20 protein-coding genes are annotated in these 19640 nt (G+C 73.6%); 8 read left to right on the top strand and 12 right to left on the bottom strand.

The genetic code is table 11. The features are described from left to right. Positions 1-235: 235 nt before the first annotated feature. Positions 236-1111 carry a polyprenol monophosphomannose synthase gene (locus ACH4N1_RS15985; protein ID WP_398097604.1) on the top strand — a complete coding sequence of 292 codons (876 nt, stop codon included), beginning with the start codon at positions 236-238 and terminating at the stop codon, positions 1109-1111. Between the two features lie 114 nt (positions 1112-1225). Then, positions 1226-1786, top strand: coding sequence for an FxsA family membrane protein (fxsA, locus tag ACH4N1_RS15980; protein ID WP_398097602.1), 561 nt, complete (start codon positions 1226-1228; stop codon positions 1784-1786). Positions 1787-1925: 139 nt separating this feature from the next. Here the strand turns inward: fxsA and ACH4N1_RS15975 are convergent, their stop codons facing one another. The 4 genes from ACH4N1_RS15975 to ACH4N1_RS15960 form a co-directional block, all read right to left on the bottom strand. Beyond that, positions 1926-2300, bottom strand: a complete 375-nt coding sequence (locus ACH4N1_RS15975; RefSeq protein WP_020128921.1) for an RNA polymerase-binding protein RbpA — start codon at positions 2298-2300, stop codon at positions 1926-1928. Between the two features lie 278 nt (positions 2301-2578). Further along, positions 2579-3934 carry an MFS transporter gene (locus ACH4N1_RS15970; RefSeq protein ID WP_398097600.1) on the bottom strand — a complete coding sequence of 452 codons (1356 nt, stop codon included), beginning with the start codon at positions 3932-3934 and terminating at the stop codon, positions 2579-2581. A 63-nt stretch (positions 3935-3997) separates the two neighbouring features. Next, the gene (locus tag ACH4N1_RS15965; RefSeq protein ID WP_398097598.1) at positions 3998-4765 is read right to left on the bottom strand and encodes a glycerophosphodiester phosphodiesterase; all 768 of its coding nucleotides are present in this window, start codon (positions 4763-4765) and stop codon (positions 3998-4000) included. Then, entirely contained in the window at positions 4762-5427 is a 666-nt protein-coding gene (locus ACH4N1_RS15960) for a YitT family protein (RefSeq protein WP_398097596.1), read from the bottom strand. The genes ACH4N1_RS15965 and ACH4N1_RS15960 overlap by 4 nt, the downstream gene beginning before the upstream one ends. A 97-nt stretch (positions 5428-5524) precedes the next feature. Here ACH4N1_RS15960 and ACH4N1_RS15955 point away from each other — a divergent pair, with 97 nt between their 5' ends. Further along, a complete protein-coding gene (locus tag ACH4N1_RS15955) occupies positions 5525-7024 on the top strand; it encodes a PLP-dependent aminotransferase family protein (RefSeq protein ID WP_398097595.1) in 1500 nt (499 codons plus the stop codon). 59 nt (positions 7025-7083) lie between these two features. On the opposite strand, the gene ACH4N1_RS15950 is transcribed toward ACH4N1_RS15955, so the two are convergent. Together ACH4N1_RS15950 and ACH4N1_RS15945 are read right to left on the bottom strand one after the other, a co-directional pair. Then, on the bottom strand, positions 7084-8652 hold the full coding sequence (locus tag ACH4N1_RS15950; RefSeq protein WP_398097593.1) for a hypothetical protein: 1569 nt from the start codon (positions 8650-8652) through the stop codon (positions 7084-7086). 83 nt (positions 8653-8735) lie between these two features. Further along, positions 8736-8930 carry a hypothetical protein gene (locus ACH4N1_RS15945; protein WP_363091434.1) on the bottom strand — a complete coding sequence of 65 codons (195 nt, stop codon included), beginning with the start codon at positions 8928-8930 and terminating at the stop codon, positions 8736-8738. A gap of 263 nt (positions 8931-9193) precedes the next feature. Between ACH4N1_RS15945 and ACH4N1_RS15940 the strand changes: the two genes are divergently transcribed. The 4 genes from ACH4N1_RS15940 to ACH4N1_RS15925 all read left to right on the top strand — a co-directional run bounded on the left by ACH4N1_RS15940 (position 9194) and on the right by ACH4N1_RS15925 (position 13851). Then, positions 9194-9586, top strand: coding sequence for an ankyrin repeat domain-containing protein (locus ACH4N1_RS15940; protein ID WP_398097591.1), 393 nt, complete (start codon positions 9194-9196; stop codon positions 9584-9586). 324 nt (positions 9587-9910) lie between these two features. Next, the gene (locus ACH4N1_RS15935) at positions 9911-11332 is read left to right on the top strand and encodes a HEAT repeat domain-containing protein (protein ID WP_398097589.1); all 1422 of its coding nucleotides are present in this window, start codon (positions 9911-9913) and stop codon (positions 11330-11332) included. A 168-nt stretch (positions 11333-11500) separates the two neighbouring features. Next, positions 11501-12628: a glycosyltransferase family 4 protein gene (locus ACH4N1_RS15930; protein WP_398097588.1), complete on the top strand. Its 1128-nt coding sequence runs from the start codon at positions 11501-11503 to the stop codon at positions 12626-12628. Next, positions 12625-13851, top strand: a complete 1227-nt coding sequence (locus ACH4N1_RS15925) for a glycosyltransferase (protein ID WP_398097587.1) — start codon at positions 12625-12627, stop codon at positions 13849-13851. Before ACH4N1_RS15930 ends, ACH4N1_RS15925 begins: the two co-directional genes overlap by 4 nt. Before the next feature lie 16 nt (positions 13852-13867). On the opposite strand, the gene ACH4N1_RS15920 is transcribed toward ACH4N1_RS15925, so the two are convergent. Genes ACH4N1_RS15920 through ACH4N1_RS15895 form a run of 6 tightly spaced genes read right to left on the bottom strand, consistent with a single transcriptional unit; the run spans position 13868 to position 18537 of the window. Beyond that, a complete protein-coding gene (locus ACH4N1_RS15920) occupies positions 13868-14737 on the bottom strand; it encodes a biotin-dependent carboxyltransferase family protein (protein WP_398097586.1) in 870 nt (289 codons plus the stop codon). Next, the gene (locus tag ACH4N1_RS15915; RefSeq protein WP_398097585.1) at positions 14734-15024 is read right to left on the bottom strand and encodes a hypothetical protein; all 291 of its coding nucleotides are present in this window, start codon (positions 15022-15024) and stop codon (positions 14734-14736) included. The genes ACH4N1_RS15920 and ACH4N1_RS15915 overlap by 4 nt, the downstream gene beginning before the upstream one ends. Next, positions 15021-15647, bottom strand: coding sequence for an allophanate hydrolase subunit 1 (locus ACH4N1_RS15910; protein WP_398097584.1), 627 nt, complete (start codon positions 15645-15647; stop codon positions 15021-15023). Before ACH4N1_RS15910 ends, ACH4N1_RS15915 begins: the two co-directional genes overlap by 4 nt. Continuing rightward, positions 15644-16396 carry a LamB/YcsF family protein gene (locus tag ACH4N1_RS15905; protein ID WP_398097582.1) on the bottom strand — a complete coding sequence of 251 codons (753 nt, stop codon included), beginning with the start codon at positions 16394-16396 and terminating at the stop codon, positions 15644-15646. Before ACH4N1_RS15905 ends, ACH4N1_RS15910 begins: the two co-directional genes overlap by 4 nt. 12 nt (positions 16397-16408) lie before the next feature. Further along, entirely contained in the window at positions 16409-17239 is an 831-nt protein-coding gene (locus tag ACH4N1_RS15900) for a putative hydro-lyase (RefSeq protein WP_398097580.1), read from the bottom strand. Continuing rightward, entirely contained in the window at positions 17236-18537 is a 1302-nt protein-coding gene (locus ACH4N1_RS15895) for an MFS transporter (RefSeq protein WP_398097579.1), read from the bottom strand. The genes ACH4N1_RS15900 and ACH4N1_RS15895 overlap by 4 nt, the downstream gene beginning before the upstream one ends. 176 nt (positions 18538-18713) lie before the next feature. On the opposite strand from ACH4N1_RS15895, the gene ACH4N1_RS15890 reads away from it, so the two are divergent. Beyond that, positions 18714-19418: a GntR family transcriptional regulator gene (locus ACH4N1_RS15890; RefSeq protein WP_398097577.1), complete on the top strand. Its 705-nt coding sequence runs from the start codon at positions 18714-18716 to the stop codon at positions 19416-19418. Positions 19419-19640 lie beyond the last annotated feature (222 nt).

Genomic DNA, 19640 nt, shown 5'->3' with positions numbered 1-19640 from the left:
CGGCTTCAGGTCGACCCGCAGCCGGCGGGTCCCAGGTCGGCCCGAAGGGCGCCGGGCCCCCATCCGCAGGACCGTACGGGCACGTCCTGCGGCGGTACGCTCGGTCATACGAGGCCAAAAGGCGATCCATACCCCGCTTTTGTGGAAACGACACCACCGTACGAACGTCCTGTCGCGTCACCCCAGGCGGCGGCCACTATGGTGGACCCCTGCGTACGGACACGAAGGGGCAGCAGTGAACGACGGCGACGCGAACCGCGCGGCACAGGACCGGGGGAGGAAGTTCGGTCCGCTCGGCACGGCGTTGGTGATCATTCCGACCTTCAACGAGGCGGAGAACATCAAGAGCATCGTCGGCCGGGTGCGCGAGGCCGTCCCCGAGGCGCACGTCCTCGTGGCCGACGACAACAGCCCCGACGGCACCGGCAAACTCGCCGACGAACTGGCCGCCACGGACGACCATGTCCAGGTCCTGCACCGCAAGGGCAAGGAAGGCCTCGGCGCCGCCTACCTCGCGGGCTTCCGCTGGGGCCTGGAGAACGGCTACGGCGTCCTGGTCGAGATGGACGCCGACGGCTCCCACCAGCCCGAGGAACTGCCCCGCCTCCTCACCGCCCTCAAGGGTGCCGACCTCGTACTGGGCTCCCGCTGGGTGCCGGGCGGCCGGGTCGTGAACTGGCCCCGGTCCCGCGAGATCATCTCCCGCGGCGGCAGCCTCTACTCGCGCCTGGCGCTCGACCTGCCGCTGCGCGACATCACCGGCGGATACCGCGCCTTCCGGCGCGAGACCCTCGAAGGCCTCGGCCTGGACGAGGTCGCCTCGCAGGGGTACTGCTTCCAGGTCGACCTCGCCCGCCGGGCGGTCAAGGCCGGCTACCACGTCGTCGAGGTGCCCATCACCTTCGTCGAGCGCGAGCTGGGCGACTCCAAGATGAGCCGCGACATCCTCGTGGAGGCGCTGTGGCGGGTCACGGCCTGGGGCGTGGGAGAGCGCGTCGGCAAGATCGCCGGCCGGACGGGCGGGCAGGAGCAGGCACAGTCCCCCTCGCAGTCGTCCCCGGCCTCGTCCGCCCCGCCCACCCCGTCGCCGCAGCAGCCCCCGCAGTCCTAGGGCGTGGCGCCGGGGCCGAGCCGTCCGGCGGATCGCACAGGGACGGCCGATCGCACAGGGACGGTTGATCGGCCCCTTACGCCGCTCTGAGCCGGGGCCAGGCACACTGGGGGCATGACGACTGGCGCTCAGACTCCCACGTCCCTCGGCACCCGGCCCCGGCGCTCCCGTCTGCGGACGTTTCTGCCGCTGGGGCTCGCCGCGTGGCTGGTGCTGGAGATCTGGCTGCTGACCGTGGTCGCGGGCGCGGCCGGCGGGTTCACGGTCTTCCTGCTGCTGCTCGCCGGGTTCCTGCTCGGCTCCGTGGTCATCAAGCGGGCGGGCCGACGCGCCTTCCAGAACCTCAACGAGGCGCTCCAGCGCGGCACGCCCCCCTCCTCGGGCGGGGGCAGCGGCCTGATGATGCTGGGAGGCCTCCTCCTCATGATCCCCGGCCTGGTCTCCGACGCGCTGGGGCTGCTTCTGCTCCTCCCGCCGGTCCAGAAGGCCGTCGGCCGCTACACGGAACGCACGCTCGACCGCAAGCTGCGCGCGGCCGGCCCCGGGAGCCTCGGCGACGCCTTCCAGCAGGCCCGCATGCACCGCCCGGACGGAAAGGTGGTCCAGGGCGAGGTGATCAGCAGGGACGAGCGCGGAGATGACCGCCAGGACCGGCGTCCCCCGCTGACGCAGTGAGCCGAGCCCATGGCGAGCCCACGGGCGGTGCGACGCGCAGTCGGTGAGAGACGAAAAGACCGCGGGCGCCGTACGCACTTCGCGTACGGCGCCCGCGGTCATTTCTCGTTCGCTGTAAACCAGCCCCAGCTCCGCAGAACTACGCGGACTTGCGGCTGTCCCGAGGATGTACCGCGAGGTTCATCGCTCCGGAACGCAGAACGGCAAGCCGTTCCTCGAGGACCTCTTCGAGTTCCTCTCGGGTCCGCCGCTCCATCAGCATGTCCCAGTGCGTACGCGCGGGCTTGGCCTTCTTCTCCTCAGGGCCGTCGCCGTCCACGAGGAGCGCAGGCGCTCCGCAGACCTTGCACTCCCACTCCGGCGGGATCTCCGCCTCCACCGAGAAGGGCATCTCGAAGCGGTGCCCCTTCTCGCATGCGTACTCCACGGCCTGGCGCGGGGCCAAGTCGATGCCGCGGTCCGTCTCGTAGCTGGTCACCACGAGGCGCGTGCCGCGAAGAGCTCGCTCACTCATGAATCGTGCCTCCCGGGCTTGTCGCCCACAGGACAGGTGTCGCTGTCGTCGTCATCCGGTCAACGTCCGGTCGGCGGTAAAGATTCCCGTTCGGAGTCCCGTTCCGGGTCGTGCGTCGCCGTCGTAGCCGCAGCCTTGTCAACCAGTGCAGTACCCACCGGCGCCCGGTTTGTCACATCTGAATGGAGATGTCACCCAGCGTTTCGGTATCTTTGACGCGCAGTAACGGTACGCCTGGCAGGCCAAACGCGTACACTACCGCCCTTTGGTCTCCAGCGCTAAATCCTTTCGGGTACGGGATTGCCCGCGTCGGCGATCGCCCGTCGTACCGGGACCCGCGCCAGCAGCAGGAAACCGACGACGAAGAAGATCACCAGCGAGATGATCGCGTCCCGATAACTTCCGGTCACCTGGTAGGTGATCCCGAACAGCAGCGGGCCGAGCCAGCTCGTCCCGCGGTCGCTCACCTCGTACGCGGAGAAGTACTCGGCCTCCTTGCCGGGCGGGACGAGGTGCGAGTAGAGGGAGCGCGACAGAGCCTGGCTGCCGCCGAGGACCAGGCCGATCGCGGCCGCCAGCAGGAAGAAGCCCACCGGCGCGCCGGCCGGCAGGAAGTAGCCGACGGCCAGGGTGAGCGTCCAGGCCGCCAACGACCCGAGGATCGTGCGCTTCGCGCCGTAGATCCGGGACAGCCGGCCCATCGTCAGGGCGCCGACGACGGCCAGGACCTGCACCAGGAGGACGGCGCCGATGAGGGTGGACTGGCCGAGGCCGAGTTCCTCGGAGCCGTAGACCGAGGCCTGGGAGATCACCGTCTGGATGCCGTCGTTGTAGACGAGGTAGGCCAGCAGGAAGGCGAGGGTCAGCGGATGGCGGCGCATGTCCCGGAAGGTCGCCACCACCTGGCGCAGGCCCGGGGCGCTCACCGCGCCCGCGGAGGCGGCCGCCGGCGTGCGGTCGCGCAGCCGGAGCAGCGGGATCAGAGTGAAGCCGCCCCACCACAGGCCCGCCGAGGCCAGACAGATCCGTACGGCGGTGGACTCCGCGACGCCGAAGGAGCCGTGGGCGAGATAGAGGACCAGGTTGACGACCAGGACCAGGGAGCCCGCCGCGTATCCGAAGGCCCAGCCGCGCGAGGACACCGCGTCGCGTTCCTCGGGCGGGGCGATCTGGGGCAGGTAGGAGTTGTAGAGCATCATCGCGACGGACTGGGCGGCGTTGGCGACCACCAGCAGCACGCCGCCCAGCAGGTAGCGGTCGCCGGAGAGGAAGAACATGCCCGTCGTGGCCGCGGCCCCGGTGTAGGCGGCGGCCCCCAGGAACGGCTTCTTGCGGCCGGTGCGGTCGGCGGCCGCGCCCACCAGCGGCATCACCAGGACGGCCGCGATCACCGACAGCGACACCGAGTACGCGAAGAAGGAGCCCGCGCGGACCGGGACGCCCAGCGGATGCACATAGCCGGCCGGGTCGGCGGCCTCCTCGGCGACCGACGTCAGGTACGGGCCCAGGAACACGGTGAGCACACTCGTCGAGTAGACGGAGCACGCCCAGTCGTAGAAATACCAGCCGCGCTGTTCGCGCCGCCGTCCGGCCGCGTCGTCGGACGCCTCCGTCCGCACGGTGTCGGTGCCCACCCGCGCCCTCGCCTCCCCGCCGAAGATGCCGCGCGCGGCTGCGGAACGGGAAGGGGACCGGGATCAGACCCAGACGCCCCGGTCCACCATGACCTGGCGCAACGTGTCGATGTGATCGGTCATGATGCCATCCACTCCCAGGTCCAGGAGCCGGTGCATCCGATCCGCCTCGTTGACCGTCCACACGTGCACCTGGAGCCCGCGCGCGTGGGCGGAACGCACGAAACGCCGGTCCACGACCTGGATGCCCGACTGCGCCTCCGGCACCTGGGCGGCGACCGCCGACCGGCGCACCGTCGCGGGCACGCCCCAGGACCGCAGCCGCAGGTTCAGCACCCCGCGGGTGCCGTACGACGTGGCCAGGCGCGGTCCGGCCAGCCGCTGGGCGCGCACGACGCGGGCCTCGGAGAAGGAGCCGACGCAGACGCGGTCCCAGGCGTTCGCGCGGGCGATCAGGTCGAGCAGGGGGTGGAGGGCCGGTTCGGCCTTCATGTCGACGTTCCAGCGGACCTCGGGGAAGGTCTCCAGCAGTTCCTCGAACAGCGGGACGGTCTCCCTGCCCCCCACGCGCGCGCGGCGGACGTCCGCCCACGACAGGTCGGCGATGCGGCCCGTGCCGTCGGTCAGCCGGTCCAGCGTCGCGTCGTGGAAAGCGACGAGCCTGCCGTCCCGGGTGGTGTGGACGTCGGTCTCGATGTAGCGGTAGCCCGCCTCGACCGCGCGGCGGAACTGCGCCACGGTGTTCTCCAGGCCGTCGGCGGCCCCGCCGCGGTGTGCGAACGCGAGGGGACCCGGGTGGTCGAGGTACGGGTGGCGTACGAGCGTGCTCACGGACGCAGTATCGCTCCCTGCGGTGACCCGCCGGCAACCACCGTGCTGCCGCCGGATGCCGGGGACAGGGCGAACACCCGCAGGAACAGCTGGGCGAGCGGCCCGATCGACAGCGCGTACAGCAGGGTGCCGACGCCGATCGTGCCCCCGAGGGCGAAACCGGTCGCCACCACCGCGATCTCGACGGCCGTCCGCATCAGGCGGATCGACCGGCCGGTGCGCCGGTGCAGCCCCGTCATCAGTCCGTCGCGCGGCCCCGGCCCGAAGGACGCCGCGATGTAGAGGCCGGTGGCCGCGCCGTTCAGGACGATGCCCGCGACCAGCAGCGGCACCCGCACGGCCAGGCCGTGCGCCTCGGGGACCAGGGCGAGCGTGCCGTCCATCGCGAGACCGACCACGAAGACGTTGGAGACGGTGCCGAGCCCCGGGCGCTGGCGCAGCGGGATCCACAACAGCAGCACGGCGGCGCCCACGACGATCGACACGACGCCGATGGACAGGCCGCTCCGCTCGGCGAGCCCCTGGTGGAGCACGTTCCAGGGTTCCAGACCGAGGCCCGCCCGCACGAGGAGTGCGGAGCTGGCGCCGTAGAGCGCGAGGCCGACGTAGAGCTGGGCGAGCCGGCGGGTGAGCGGGCCGACGGGGGGAAGCGGCTCGGACAAGTGGACCCCTGGTGGTGAGAGTGGACTGACGCGTGTCACTCTGTGGCGTGGAAGGAAAGGTCATCCATGGCCAATCCCGGGAAGGTGGACTGATTTCATGGCGCAGTGGACCTCGGCGGTGGGGGCCGCACAGCTCGCACGACTCCTCACGTCCCAGCAGGACCGGCCCGCCGGCCCCGGGACGCGCCGCCCGCCCGCCTACCGTGCCCTCGCCGACGGCGTCCGGCTGCTCGTCCTGGAAGGGCGGGTCCCCGTCGCCGCGCGCCTGCCCGCCGAACGCGAACTGGCCCTGGCCCTGTCCGTCAGCCGTACCACCGTCGCCGCCGCCTACGAGGCCTTGCGCGCGGAGGGGTTCCTGGAGTCCCGGCGCGGCGCCGGAAGCTGGACGTCCGTCCCCGCGGGCAACCCGGTGCCCGCGCGCGGGCTGGAACCCCTGCCGCCCGAGGCCCTCGGCTCGATGATCGACCTGGGCTGCGCCGCTCTCCCCGCCCCCGAACCGTGGCTCACCCGGGCCGTTCAGGGCGCACTGGAGGAACTGCCCCCGTACGCCCACACGCACGGCGACTACCCGGCGGGGCTGCCCGCCCTGCGCGCGATGATCGCCGAGCGGTACACCCGGCGCGGGATCCCGACGATGCCTGAGCAGATCATGGTGACCACGGGCGCGATGGGCGCCATCGACGCCATCTGTCATCTCTTCGGCGGCCGCGGCGAGCGCATCGCCGTCGAATCCCCCTCCTACGCCAACATCCTCCAGCTCATGCGGGAGGCGGGCGCCCGGCTGGTGCCCGTGGCGATGGCCGAGGGGCTCGCCGGGTGGGACATGGACCGCTGGCGGCAGGTCCTGCGCGAGGCCGCGCCGCGCATCGCCTACGTGGTCGCCGACTTCCACAACCCGACCGGGGCCCTCGCCGACGAGGACCAGCGGCGCCGGCTCGTCGAGGCGGCCCGGTCGGCCGGGACCGTGCTGGTCGCCGACGAGACGATGACCGAGCTGTGGCTCGACGACGACGTCGAGATGCCCCGTCCGGTGTGCGGCTTCGATCCGGCCGGGTCGACGGTGATCACCGTCGGCTCGGCGAGCAAGGCCTTCTGGGCCGGCATGCGCATCGGCTGGGTCCGGGCCGCTCCCGACGTCATCCGCAGCCTGGTCGCGGCCCGCGCCTATGCCGACCTCGGGACGCCGGTCCTGGAGCAGCTGGCCGTGAACTGGCTGTTCAGCACCGGCGGCTGGGAGCAGGCCGTGGACCTGCGCCGCGCACAGGCCAGGGACAACCGGGACGCGCTGGTCGCGGCGGTGCGCCGGGAGCTGCCCGAGTGGGAGTTCGCCGTGCCGAGGGGCGGGCTGACCCTGTGGGTACGGTCCGGGGGGCTCTCCGGGTCCCGGCTGGCCGAGGCGGGGGAACGGGTCGGGGTGCGGGTGCCGTCCGGGCCCCGGTTCGGGGTCGACGGTGCCTTCGAGGGCTTCGTGCGGCTGCCGTTCACCGTGGGCGGCGCGGTGGCGGAGGAGGCGGCGGCGCGGCTGGCCGCGGCCGCCCGGATCGTGGAGAGCGGCGGGACCGCGGGCGGCGAGGGCCCCCGCACGTTCGTGGCGTGACGGGCCGCGGCCGGGTGCGGGACCACCCGGCCGCGGCCCGTCGGCGCGCGCGGGTCCGGTCAGGAACTCTCAGCCGCCACGGCCTCGGCGGGCACCGGCAGCTTCTCGCCGTCCGCGGGCGTCGTCCGCGGCGGCAGCAGTTCCAGCACCGCCTGCCGGTGCGCGTCGCTGGTGGCGTCGTCGTACGGGTCAGGGGTCGCCGGTACCTGGAGACGGTGCGCCGGGCCGCTGCCCAGCCGGGCGTAACCGCGCCCCGGCGGGACGTGCTCGGCGGAGGTGGTGTGCGGCCGGACGCCCAGGACCGCCTCCAGCAGTGCGGCGGGGGCGGGCCCGAGGACGACCCGCGCGCGCGTGTGCTGCCGTACGGAGTCGCTCAGTGTGTCCAGGCTGTCGAACTGCTCGGCCACCACCACCGTGACCTGGGCCGCGCGGCCGTGCCGGAGCGGGGCCTGGAGGAGGGACTGCGGGTCCTTGCGGCCGTCGGCGTCGGCGAGGTGGGTGAACGCCGTCGGCCGGTCGAGCAGGATCCACAGGGGGCGCTTGGTGTCGTCCGGCGGCGGGTGGCCCTCCTGACGGGCCCGGTTCGCGGCGATCAGACGCCGCTCGGTCTCGTGTGCCGCCCACTCCAGACTGGCCAGTGCCCCGGCGAGCCCCACCTCGACCCCCAGGACGCCGTCCCGGCCGGTCAGGCAGGCGTACTCGCCGGTGCCGCCGCCGTCGATGACCAGGACGTCGCCGTACTGGAGGGCCTGGAGGGCGAGGGAGCGCAGCAGGGTCGAGGTGCCGCTGCCGGGCTGGCCGACCGCCAGCAGGTGGGGCTCGGTGGAGCGGATGCCGGTGCGCCAGACGACCGGCGGGACGTCGCGCTGCTCCTCGCCGTGGGTGAGCGGGAGCGTGCGCTGGACCTGGGAGGGGTCGGTGAAGCCCAGGACGGTTTCGCCGGGCGCGGTCACGAAGCGCTGGGCGGCGAGGTCGGTGGGGAGCGGGGCGAGCACCGACACGGTGAGCGTGTTGCCCTCCTCGTCCCAGCCGAAGTGGTACTCCCGCCCCCGGCCGGACTTGGACGTGAGCAGGTGTTCGACCCGCGCGCGTGCCTCGGCCTCACCGTCGGGGAAGTACGCGGGGTAGTGGATCTCCAGTCGGGTGATCCGCCCCGAGCCGTCGAACTCGTAGGACGGGAAGGCCTTCTCCCACTCGCCGCCGTGCGCGTAGAGGGGAGAAGGGTCCTCCGCCGTGGAGAAGTGCGGCACCAGGGCTTCGTACAGTGCCTGGAGCCGCTGGATCTGCGACTCGTCGGGGCCGTCGGGAACCGGTGGGGTGCGGTCCCGGCCCTGCCAGGCGGCTGCCGCCATCACGGTGATGACGGCGAGCAGCGGTCCGTACGGTACGAGCGCCACGACCAGGATCACCGAGGCCACCAGGAACAGCAGCGGCCCGCGCCTGTCCTTGGGGGTCTCGGCCCACCTGCGCCACCCGGCCGAGGCCAGCCGGCGCAGACCGCGGGTCACCGTGATCAGCGGGTGGAGGATGTCGGTGGCGCTGTCCGCCGCCGTCCGGGCCAGCTCCCGGCTCCGGGCGATCTGCGCGCTGCCTGTGCTCAGGATGCGGGGGAGGGGGCGCCGGGCCACTGCTGTCTCCTGAAGGTGCGTACGGAAGGGACGGACGGCGGAGGACGGACGGGGGGAGGGGGGAGGGGGGAGGCCGGGCGGCCTCAGAACTTGATGCCGCCGAGGATGCTGGCCAGGCTCTCGCCACCGGCCTTGATGCTCGGGGCGATGGCCGTACTGGCCAGGTAGAAGCCGAACAGGGCGCAGACGAAGCAGTGCGACGCCTTGAGCCCGTCCTTGCGGCAGAAGAGGAAGACGATGACGCCGAGCAGGACCACGCCTGAGATGGACAGGATCATTTCGGTTCTCCTGGTTCACGGGGGACAGTCACCATGAGTACTTCCAGGATCACAGGATGTATCCATACGATAAAAGGTGCAACTGGGTGAAATGAGGCGAATTTCCCTCGTGTGGCGGAGGTCCTGAAGGGGCGCGTGAGCAGGGGAGTTGCGGCGAACGGGTCCCGCCGTGATGGTTGCCTCCGGCGGGTCACGCCATGGGTCCGGGGAGCCAGTACCCTGGCGATTCACCTGAACGGTTGCAATGAGAGGCGGTCCGGCCGATGACCGAAGTCCCCGACCCCGAGGTCGTGGAACTGGCGACCAAGATCTTCGATCTTGCTCGCCGGGGACAGACCGAGGCGCTCGTGGCCTACGTCGACGCGGGCGTTCCGGCCAACCTCACCAACGACCGGGGCGACTCGCTCGTGATGCTCGCCGCCTACCACGGCCACGCCGAGGCGGTCCGGGCGCTGCTGGCCCGGGGGGCCGAGGCGGACCGGATCAACGACCGGGGCCAGACCCCCCTCGCCGGTGCCGTCTTCAAGGGGGAGACGGACGTCATCCACGTCCTTCTGGAGGCCGGCGCCGACCCTGCCGCGGGCACCCCCTCGGCAGTCGACACGGCCCGCATGTTCGGCAGGACGGAGTTGCTGGAGCTGTTCGGCGTGGGGTGAGCCGGGCGTTCCTGAGCGGGTGAGAAGCAGTTCCTGACCAGGCAGATCGACGAGCACGGGGGAGGCGGTACGGGGCCGCCGGAAATTTCGGTCGCGGCAGGCTGAGCTGCCGAGTCATCATGACGACGTGATTCACGGACGCGATGGCTGGGCAGGTGTTGCCGCACCGCGCGGGCCGTGATGCGGTCCGCATGGGCCACCGACGAGAGGCAGAGGAAGATGGCTTACAGCAAGCAGCAAACGGCGGGCGCCCCGACGTGTCGTCACGCGGCCAGGTAATGCACGTTCCCGGTTGCGTCGACGCTTGATGTGAGGCTGTTTCCCATGTTCGATCCGTTCATAGCGCCCAGCGGTACGCTGCTCGGCCTGCTCCAGCGGGGCCGCGGCGACGGCACACTCCACGCGCTCACCGCCCCCCGCGCCGAGGCGCTCGCGGCACTCGACCACTGCGTGCTGCGCGATCCGCGCCACGACTGGCAGGTGGAGAACCGCTCCCTCTACTACGCCCGTCTCTACCTCGACCTGGGCGGTGGCCTCGACGAGATCGAGGCGCACCTCTTCGACGTCGAGGACGCCTTCGACACCGAGGAGAGCCGTACCGGCCTGAGCCTGGCCGTCCTCGGCCACCTTGCCTCCTACGGCAGGCGCGACGCCCTCGACCTGCTGCGCAGGTACGCCGCCTCGGGCTCCAACTGGGCCTGGGCGCTGGACGAACTCGCCCTGCGCGACGACGACGCCGGCCTGCGCGCCCTCGCCGCCCCCGTGCTCGCGCGGTTCGCCACCGACCCCGAGGGGGAGGCCCGACTGGCCGCCGTCGTACGGGACGCGTTCGAGCCCCGGCCCTGGCGGCTGTGGGCCGAGGACCCCCGCGAGTACGTCTCCGCACGCGTGCGTGCCGCTCAGGAAGCCGGATGCTTCGACCGCTGGCAGCGGCAGATGAGTCCCACCGGTCCCCGCCCCGGCTGGAGCGTGCGCGCCGTGTTCGAGTGGGCCCAACAGGGCATCGAACGGGGCGCCGCGCTCCATGTCCCCGCCGCCCGCTGCCTCACCGCCGTGGCCGGGCCCGAGGACCGCGCGGAGATCGTGCGGGCGGCCCAGGACGGCACCGAGGGAGCCCGGTGCACCGCCCTGCGCTATCTCGCCGATCACGACGACCCCGAGGCCCCCGACCTGATCGAGCAGGCCGTGGCGACGGGCAGCGGGTTCGTCGTGGAGGCCGCCGTCGACGCCTTCGAACGCATGCGCAGCAGCGCCGCGGTCGACCGGGCCCGCGGCTGGGCCCACCGACCCGACGCCCTCGGCGCCGCGGCCGGACGGGTGCTCGCCTGCCGGGGCACCGCCCGTGACAGCGACCTGGTCCTCGGCGCCCTGCGCGAGGCCGTGCGCGGCGAGGGCTGCGACGCGCCGACCCTGTGGACCCTGGTCGACGGCGCCGGACGGCTGGGCATCGCCTGCGCGGCCCCGGTGCTGCGCCACATCTACCGCGAGACCGCCTCGTCCCACCTGCGCGGGCGCTGCGCCCGCGCGCTCGCCGCCACCGACCCCTCCTTCGCCACCGGCTTCGCCGTCGAGTGCCTGTGGGACTGCGAGGAGACCACCCGCGAGATCGCCGCCCGGCACGCCGAGACCGGCGACGCCCGGGTCGTGGAACGGCTCCGCCGCCTCGCCGCCGACCCCGCCGAGGAGGCGGAGGTCCAGACGGCCGTACGCAGCCGGATCGGGCCGGACGCCGCCTCCGCCATGTGATCGACGGCAGAGGCGCATCCGCCGGGTGAACGGCGGACGACCCGCGGGTCAGACGGGCGTGGACGCCGTCTGACCTGCTCGGGCGCGCGGCGCAACGCTCATGGGACGTTTGTCCTCCGGAAAGATCCACTTTGACGCGTACACGTCCTGCGTGGCGACAACACCCGTATGCGTGTCGTCATCGTGACCGAATCCTTTCCCCCCGACGTCAACGGCGTGGCCCACTGCGCGCTCCAGACCGCCCGGCACCTCGTGGACCGCGGCCACCTCCCGCTCGTCGTCGCGCCGGCCACCGCCGCCGGGGCCGGGCCGGACGCCGAAGCGCCCTGCCCCGTCGTCCGCGTCCCCTCCCTCCCGCTTCCGGGCTACCCCCAGGTCCGCGTCGCCCTCCCCAGCCGACGCGTCGCCGCGGCCCTCGCCGACCACCGGGCCGACATGGTCCATCTGGCCGGCCCCTTCGTCCTCGGCGTACGCGGCATGGCCGCCGCCGCCCGGCTCGGCATTCCCGCCGTGGCCGTCTACCAGACCGACCTGGCCGGATACGCCCGCACCTACGTGCACGCCGGCGAGGCGGCCGCCTGGCGCCGCATCCGCTCCGTGCACGCCGCCGCCGACCTCACCCTCGCCCCCTCCAGCGCGGCCCTGCACGACCTGACCACGCACGGCGTGCCCCGGGTCCGGCTGTGGCCGCGCGGCGTCGACGCCGTCCGCTTCCGCCCCGGCCTCCGCGACGGGGCGCTGCGCCGCGAACTCGCCCCGAACGGCGAGGTGATCGTCGGCTACGTCGGGCGACTCGCCCCCGAGAAGCAGGTCGAACTCCTCTCCGGCGTCTGCGGCCTGGACGGCGTGCGCGTCGTGGTGGTGGGCGACGGGCCCGCCCGGCCCGGACTCGCCGAGGCACTGCCCGGCGCGGTCTTCCTCGGCCCCCGCACCGGTGACGACCTCGCCCGCGTCTTCGCCTCACTGGACGTCTTCGCGCACACCGGGCCCTTCGAGACGTTCTGCCAGACCGTGCAGGAGGCCATGGCGAGCGGCGTCCCGGTCGTCGCGCCCGCCGCCGGCGGACCGCTGGACCTGGTCGACCACGGACGCACCGGCCTGCTGGTCCCGCCGCGCGACGCCGGCGCCGTGCGCGACGCGGTCGCCGCCCTGGTTGCCGACCCGGCGCGCCGGAAGGCCTACGGGGCCGCCGGACGGGCCATGGTCGAGGGCCGCACCTGGGCCGCCGTCGGCGACCAGCTGATCGGCCACTACGGCGACGTCCTCACCGCACGCCGGCCGGTGGTGGCCGCATGAGCGCCGGACCGCTGCGGATCGTCCGTCTCGCCAACTTCGTCGCGCCCGCCTCGGGCGGACTGCGCACGGCGCTGCGCGAACTGGGCAGGGGCTACCGCGCCGCCGGACACGAACCGGTCCTGGTCGTGCCGGGCGACCGGGCGAGCGACCGCGACACCGAACAGGGCAGGGTGATCACCCTGCCCGGACCGCTGCTGCCCGGCACCGGCGGCTACCGCGTCCTCACCGACAAGCGGCGTGTCGCACGCCTGCTCGAGCACCTGGAGCCGGACCGCCTCGAGGTCTGCGACCGTACGACGCTGCGCTGGACCGGCAAGTGGGCGCGACGGGCCCGGGTGCCCGCCGTCATGGTCTCCCACGAGACCGCCGACGGCGTGCTGCGCACATGGGGGCTGTCGGAGGGTGCCGCCCGGCGAGCCGCCGACTCGCTCAACGTCCGTACGGCGCACAGCTACGCGCGCGTGGTCTGCACGACCGAGTTCGCCGAGCGGGAGTTCGTGCGGATCGGTGCCCGGAACGTGATGCGGGCGCCGCTCGGCGTCGACCTGGTCGAACGGCACCCCGCGCTGGCCGACACGCGGCTGCGGGCCCGGTACGCGCGCGACGACCAGACACTGCTGGTGACGTGCACCCGGCTGTCCGTGGAGAAGCGCCCCGGCACGGCGCTGGACGCGCTCGAGTCCCTGGTGCGCCGTGGCACGCGCGCGGTGCTGGTGGTGGCCGGCGACGGACCGCTGCGGGGCCGGCTCGAACGGCGGGCCCGGGAACGCGGCCTGCCGGTCGCCTTCCTCGGGCACGTCTCCGACCGCGGCCTGCTCGGCGCCCTCCAGGCCTGCGCCGACGTGTGTCTCGCACCGGGGCCCGCGGAGACGTTCGGGCTCGCCGCGCTGGAGGCCATGGCCTGCGGAACGCCCGTGGTCGCCAGCGCCTCCTCGGCGCTGCCCGAGGTGATCGGGGCCGCCGGGGCGACCGCGGCGGACCACGGGGACGCGTTCGCGGACGCCGTGGAGGAACTGCTGGCGCGGCCCCCCGTGGAGCGGCGCGAGGCGGCACGCGCGCGTGCGGAGCGCTTCGGGTGGGCAACGGCGGTGGAGACCTTCCTGTCGGCGCACGACGCGACGGTGCTCACCCGGTCGGGAACGGGAGCGGGGGACGACACGGCGGGAGTGCCGTCCTCCGACGGAGGCGGCGGTCCCGTCCGGACGGTTCCGTTCCGGTGCTGACACCGGCCGGGGTGCGTCAGCGACCGCGTACCGCCACGAAGCGGACCGGGGTGCCCGGTGCCGCCTGGGCGGCGTACGGGAGGTCGGAGGGGCGGACGACCCCGATCACCGGGTAGCCCCCGGTGGTCGGGTGGTCCGCCAGGAAGACCACCGGTCTGCCGTCGGGCGGGACCTGCACGGCACCCAGGACCATTCCCTCGCTCGGGAGTTCGCCCGTCGCCGCCCGGTCCAGCGCGGGCCCCTCGGTGCGCAGCCCGATGCGGTTGCTCGCCGCGGACACGCGGTACGCGCGCGAGGTGAACACCCGGACGGCCTGCGGCGTGAACCAGTCGTCGCGCGGGCCCAGGGTGACCCGCAGGACCAGTTCGGCCGGAGGCGCGGGCTGCGGGGCGACGTCCACGTGCGCGCTCGGCGCGCCCGCCCGCCCCAGGGGCAGGACCGTGCCGTCGGTGAGGGGCGCCGGACCGAGGCCCGAGAGGAGGTCCGTCGAGCGGCTGCCGAGGACGGGGTCGACGGCTATGCCGCCACCCACGGCGACACAGCTCCGTACGCCGGAGACGGCCCGGCCGACGTCCAGGACGGCTCCCGCGGGTACCCGCACGGGCGTTCCCCAGGCGGCGGGCCGGCCGTCCACGACGACCCGGCACGGAGCGCCGGTGACGGCCACGGTGACCGCGCACCGAGGGCGCACGGCACAGCCGTCGAGGGTCGTCTCCAGGACTGCCGCTCCGGGAGGGTTCCCGACGAGCCGGTTGCCGAGCGCCGCCGCGGGCGCGTCCAGGGCTCCGGAGCGCGGCACGCCGAGATGGGCGTGGCCGGGGCGGCCCCGGTCCTGCACGGTGGTCAGCGCCCCGGCGCGGACGACGACGAGCGCACGGTCCGTCATACGGCGCCCTCACGCGCGTGGGCGACGCGGGTGTCCTCGATGGCGCGGCCGGGCGCGCGGCTCGTGCTGTGCCGCAGGAGGGAGCCGGCGGTGGGCCGCGGGCCCGGCCGGGCCCGGCCGGCGCCCGCGCGCCTCGGACGGCGTGGGCGGCGCGCCGTGGCGAGGGCACTCCCGCCACGGCCACGCGGCACCGGTACCGGCACCGAGCCGCTCCCGCGGTAGCGGAGTGCCATCGGTATCCGGCCGTCGGCGTCGTAGCGGCGTGGCTCCTGCATGAAGACATTCATGCCGCACCCTCCCCGTCCATCGGGACGAAGCGCACGCGCGTGCCCGGTGTCAGCAGCGCGGCCGGCACGCGCGCGTGGTCCCACAGCACGGCAGGCGTGGTCCCGATCAGCTGCCAGCCGCCCGGCGAGGAGCACGGATAGACCCCCGTGTACGGGCCCGCCAGCGCCACCGACCCGGTCGGCACGGCGGTGCGCGGGGTCGCCCGGCGCGGGACGTCGTAGCGCGACGGCAGGCCCGTCAGGTAGCCGAAGCCGGGTGCGAAGCCGCAGAAGGCGACGCGGAACTCGGTGGCCGCGTGGATGCCGGCCACCTCCCGGACGCGGACGCCCCAGTGGGCGGCGACCTCGGCCAGGTCGGGGCCGTCGTACCGCACCGGCAGCTCGACCACCTCACCCGCGCGCGGGGGAGCGGGCGGCACGGTGGCCGTGGTCAGTTCGGCGGCCCAGCGGGCCGGGTCGGCCAGACCGTCGAGGAGGACCGTACGGGCCGCCGGGACGATCTCGCGCACGGTCAGCGAGCCCTCCGCGCGGCGCCGCAGCAACTCGGCGTGGAGGGCTTGGGCCTCCGCACCGGAGGTCACCTCGACGAGCAGGGCGTCCCGGCCGACGGGCAGCGCCCTCACGCGAACGCCGCCACGCGCACACCGGACTCCTCCAGCCGCCGCCGCACCCGGCGGGCCAGCTCCACCGCGCCGGGCGTGTCGCCGTGCAGGCAGAGGGAACGCGCGCGTACCTCGATGCGCGCCCCCGCGCGGGAGGTGACCTCTCCGAGCCTGGCCAGGCTCACCGACCGCTCGACGACGGCGTCCGCATCGGTGATCACGGCCCCGTCCCGGCCACGGGGCACCAGTGTGCCCTCCTCGGTGTAGGCGCGGTCCGCGAACGCCTCCGTGACGGCGGACAGCCCCGCTTTCCCGGCCAGCTCCAGCAGGCGCGAGCCCGGCAGCCCGAGCACGGGCAGCGTCGCGTCGGCCAGGAGCACGCCGTCGACCACCGCCGCCGCCTGCTCCTCGTCGTGCACGACCCGGTTGTAGAGCGCGCCGTGCGGTTTGACGTACGCCACGCGGGCGCCCGCCGCGCGAGCGAAGACCTCCAGGGCACCGATCTGGTAGGCCACCTCGGCGGCCAGTTCGGCTGGTGGCACGTCCATCGCGCGACGGCCGAACCCGGCGAGGTCGCGGTAGGAGACCTGCGCGCCGATCGTCACGCCCCGCTCGGCGGCCAGCTCGCACACCCGCCGCATGGTGGACGCGTCCCCGGCATGGAAGCCGCAGGCCACGTTGGCGCTGGTCACGACGGACAGCAGTTGCTCGTCGTCCGTCAGCTGCCAGCGTCCGAAGCCCTCGCCGAGGTCGGCGTTGAGATCGATCATGCTGTCTCCTGGTCAGGCCACGCGGTACTGCTCGTCGCGGGCATCGGTGAGGAACATCTGTCCCGGTGCGTGGGTGAGGGCGAACGGCGGGCGCGAGGCCGTCACCGCGGCCTGCGGGGTCACGCCGCAGGCCCAGAACACCGGGATGTCGTCCGGCCCGGCGTCCACCGGTTCCCCGAAATCGGGGCGGCCGAGGTCGTCGATACCCAGTCCCGACGGATCGCCGCAGTGTACGGGGCTGCCGTGCACCGCCGGGAGCAGACTGCTCTCCCGGATCGCCGCCGCCAGGTGCTCCGGCGGCACCGGCCGCATGGACACCACCAGCGGGCCGCGCAGCCGCCCCGCCGGACGGCACTGACGACTCGTCACGTACATCGGGACGTTGCGTCCCTGCTCGACGTGGCGGATCGGCACGCCCGCCCCGGTCAGCGCCCACTCGAAGGTGAAACTGCACCCGATGAGGAACGACACCAGGTCGTCCCGCCAGTACCCGCGCACCTCCGTCGGCTCGTCCACCAGCTCGCCGTCCCGCCACACCCGGTAGCGCGGCAGGTCGGTGCGCAGATCCGCGCCCTCGGCCAGGACGGTCGTCCAGGAGCCGGCGTCGGTGACGTCGAGGACCGGACAGGGCTTGGGGTTGCGCTGGCAGAACAGGAGCATGTCGTACGCCCAGTCCGCGGGCACCGAGATGAGGTTGGCCTGGGTGTGGCCCGCGGCGACGCCCGATGTGGGACCGGTCAGGCCGTCCCGGAAGCGGGACCGGGCGGTTGCGGGACTCCACGCGTGCGCGTGCTCGTCGACGAGGGCCACCGGGCGGTCCCGCACGATGACCGGACGCTTCACTCCAGCTCCCTTCCGCGCGTCTCCGGCAGTCCCGGCAGCGCCAGTGCCGCGAGGCCGTAACCGATCGCGCCGAAGACCAGGGCCCCGCCCACGCCCCAGCTGTCGGCGAGGAAGCCGACCGTGGTGGGGAAGACGGCGCCGACGGCGCGCCCGGTGTTGTACGTGAAGCCCTGGCCCGTCCCGCGCACGGCCGTCGGGTACAGCTCGCTCAGGAAGGACCCGAAGCCGCTGAAGATGGCCGACATGCAGAACCCGAGCGGGAACCCGAGGACCAGCAGCAGGGTGTCCGCGCCGCTCGGGATGTCGGCGTACGCCAGGATGCAGACCGCCGACAGCAGCGCGAACAGCCAGATGTTGCGGCGCCGGCCCAGCCGGTCGGTGAGATGCCTGCCGGCCAGGTAGCCGAGGAAGGCGCCGGAGATCAGGAACGTCAGATAGCCGCCCGTGTTGACCACCGACAGCCCGCGCTCGCTCTTGAGGTACGTCGGCACCCAGGTCGCCAGCGTGTAGTAACCGCCCTGGACGCCCGTGGAGAGCAGGCCCGCGAAGACCGTCGTGCGCAGCAGGGGGCCACGGAAGATCGCGGTGAAGGAGCCCTTGCCGGCGTTGCGCTCGCGTGCGGCGACCGCCGTGGGCGCGTCCTGCACGCGGCGCCGCATCCACACCACGAGCAGGGCGGGCAGGGCGCCGGTCCAGAACATCACGCGCCAGGCCACGTCGTCGTCGAGGAAGGAGAAGACCAGTGTGTACACGATCGCCGCCAGACCCCAGCCGACGGCCCACGAGCTCTGGACCGCGCCCAGGGTGCGGCCCCGGTGCCGCGCGCTCGCGTACTCGGCGACCAGGATCGCGCCGACGGCCCACTCGCCGCCGAAACCGAGGCCCTGGAGGGAACGGAAGAGCAGCAGCGTCTCGTAGGTGGGCGCGAAGCCGCAGGCCACGGTGAAGACGGCGTAGGTGACGACCGTGATCATCAGGGCCCTGACCCGGCCGATCCGGTCGGCGAGGACGCCCGCGAGGGCGCCGCCGACCGCCGAGGCGACCAGCGTCACGGTGGTGAACAGGCCGGTCTGGCCGCTGTCCAGGCCGAAGTGGGCGGCCAGCGCGACCATGCTGAGCGGCAGCGTGAAGTAGTCGTAGGAGTCCAGGGCATAGCCGCCGAAGGCGCCCGCGAAGGCGCGGCGGCCCCGCGGGCCCAGGGCGCGCAACCAGCCCAGCGCGCCGTCCTCGGCGGCTCGTTCGGCTGCCGGGAGACGGGCGTCGGCGGGTGGGGCCTGCGGTGGAGGGGGCGTGCTCATGGGGCACCTCGCAGAGGGATGACGGAGGGTGCTGGAGCCGTGCCGTGCCGTGCGGAGGTGGTGCCGTGCGGAGGTGGTGCCGTGCGGAGCAAGGTGTTCAGCAAGGTAGAGGATCGTTGAACGATCCCTCAATACCCCTGTTGTTTCGTCCTGGTGTCTGCGGTTGAATTCCGGGCATGGCAGAGCAGCTGGCGGGACTGGCCGACGACCGCGCCCTCCTGGGCCGCACCAGTACGGCCGAACGCGTCTCGGACATCCTCAGGAGCCGTATCGCCGAGGGCTATTTCCCGCCGGGGACGCGTCTGTCGGAGGACGGCATCGGCGGTGCCCTCGGCGTCTCCCGCAACACCCTGCGCGAGGCGTTCCGGCTGCTCACCCACGAACGCCTGCTGGTCCACGAGTTGAACCGGGGCGTGTTCGTCAGGGTCCTGACCGTCGAGGACGTCGAGGACATCTACCGCACGCGCGCCCTCGTCGAGTGCGCCGTCGTACGAGGTCTGGGGGAGCCGCCGTACGCCCTCGGCAACCTCGCCGAAGCCGTGCGGGAGGGGCAACGGGCGGCGCGCGAAGGTGACTGGAAAGTGTTGGGTACGGCCAACATCCACTTCCACCGGGAACTGGTCGCCCTCGCGGGCAGCGAACGCACCGACGAGCTGATGCGCAGCGTCTTCGCCGAACTGCGTCTGGCCTTCCACGTCGTCGACGACCCCCGTCGGCTGCACGAGCCCTATCTCACCCGCAACCGGCAGATCCTCCAGGCGCTCGAGGGCGGCGGCAGGGACGAGGCGGAGGAGCTGCTCGCCGTGTATCTCGCCGACTCGCTGGAGCGGATCGTCGAGGTGTACCGGCGGCGGGTGGGCGACGACCCCGCCGACGGCTGAGGCTCTCCGCGGCGGCTCCGAGGAGGGCGGCCTGGACCGGCTGGGGCTGCGGCTGCGGCTCCGCGGAGGCTGTGGCTCCGGCGGCCTGTGGGTCCGGCTGCCTGTGGGTCTGGCGGCCTGTGGGTCCGGCGGGGCGTGGCCTTCGAGGATGGTGGCTTCGGACGGCCGTGGCCCTCGGGGCTCCGGCTCTGGCGGCCGTCGTCGTCGCCGCCCGGGGCCGGG

The sequence above is a fragment of the Streptomyces sp. NPDC017202 genome, assembly GCF_044331705.1.
GTDB lineage: Bacteria > Actinomycetota > Actinomycetes > Streptomycetales > Streptomycetaceae > Streptomyces.
The sequence above is the reverse complement of the archived record's forward strand: the minus strand, read 5'-3'. Positions and strand labels throughout refer to the sequence as shown.

Coding starts and splice junctions, on each gene's coding strand:
- fxsA (WP_398097602.1), top strand. CDS start 1,226: ATGACGACTGGCGCTCAGACTCCCACGTCCCTCGGCACCCGGCCCCGG.
- ACH4N1_RS15975 (WP_020128921.1), bottom strand. CDS start 2,300: ATGAGTGAGCGAGCTCTTCGCGGCACGCGCCTCGTGGTGACCAGCTAC.
- ACH4N1_RS15955 (WP_398097595.1), top strand. CDS start 5,525: ATGGCGCAGTGGACCTCGGCGGTGGGGGCCGCACAGCTCGCACGACTC.
- ACH4N1_RS15945 (WP_363091434.1), bottom strand. CDS start 8,930: ATGATCCTGTCCATCTCAGGCGTGGTCCTGCTCGGCGTCATCGTCTTC.
- ACH4N1_RS15940 (WP_398097591.1), top strand. CDS start 9,194: ATGACCGAAGTCCCCGACCCCGAGGTCGTGGAACTGGCGACCAAGATC.
- ACH4N1_RS15935 (WP_398097589.1), top strand. CDS start 9,911: ATGTTCGATCCGTTCATAGCGCCCAGCGGTACGCTGCTCGGCCTGCTC.
- ACH4N1_RS15930 (WP_398097588.1), top strand. CDS start 11,501: ATGCGTGTCGTCATCGTGACCGAATCCTTTCCCCCCGACGTCAACGGC.
- ACH4N1_RS15925 (WP_398097587.1), top strand. CDS start 12,625: ATGAGCGCCGGACCGCTGCGGATCGTCCGTCTCGCCAACTTCGTCGCG.
- ACH4N1_RS15920 (WP_398097586.1), bottom strand. CDS start 14,737: ATGACGGACCGTGCGCTCGTCGTCGTCCGCGCCGGGGCGCTGACCACC.
- ACH4N1_RS15915 (WP_398097585.1), bottom strand. CDS start 15,024: ATGAATGTCTTCATGCAGGAGCCACGCCGCTACGACGCCGACGGCCGG.
- ACH4N1_RS15905 (WP_398097582.1), bottom strand. CDS start 16,396: ATGATCGATCTCAACGCCGACCTCGGCGAGGGCTTCGGACGCTGGCAG.
- ACH4N1_RS15895 (WP_398097579.1), bottom strand. CDS start 18,537: ATGAGCACGCCCCCTCCACCGCAGGCCCCACCCGCCGACGCCCGTCTC.
- ACH4N1_RS15890 (WP_398097577.1), top strand. CDS start 18,714: ATGGCAGAGCAGCTGGCGGGACTGGCCGACGACCGCGCCCTCCTGGGC.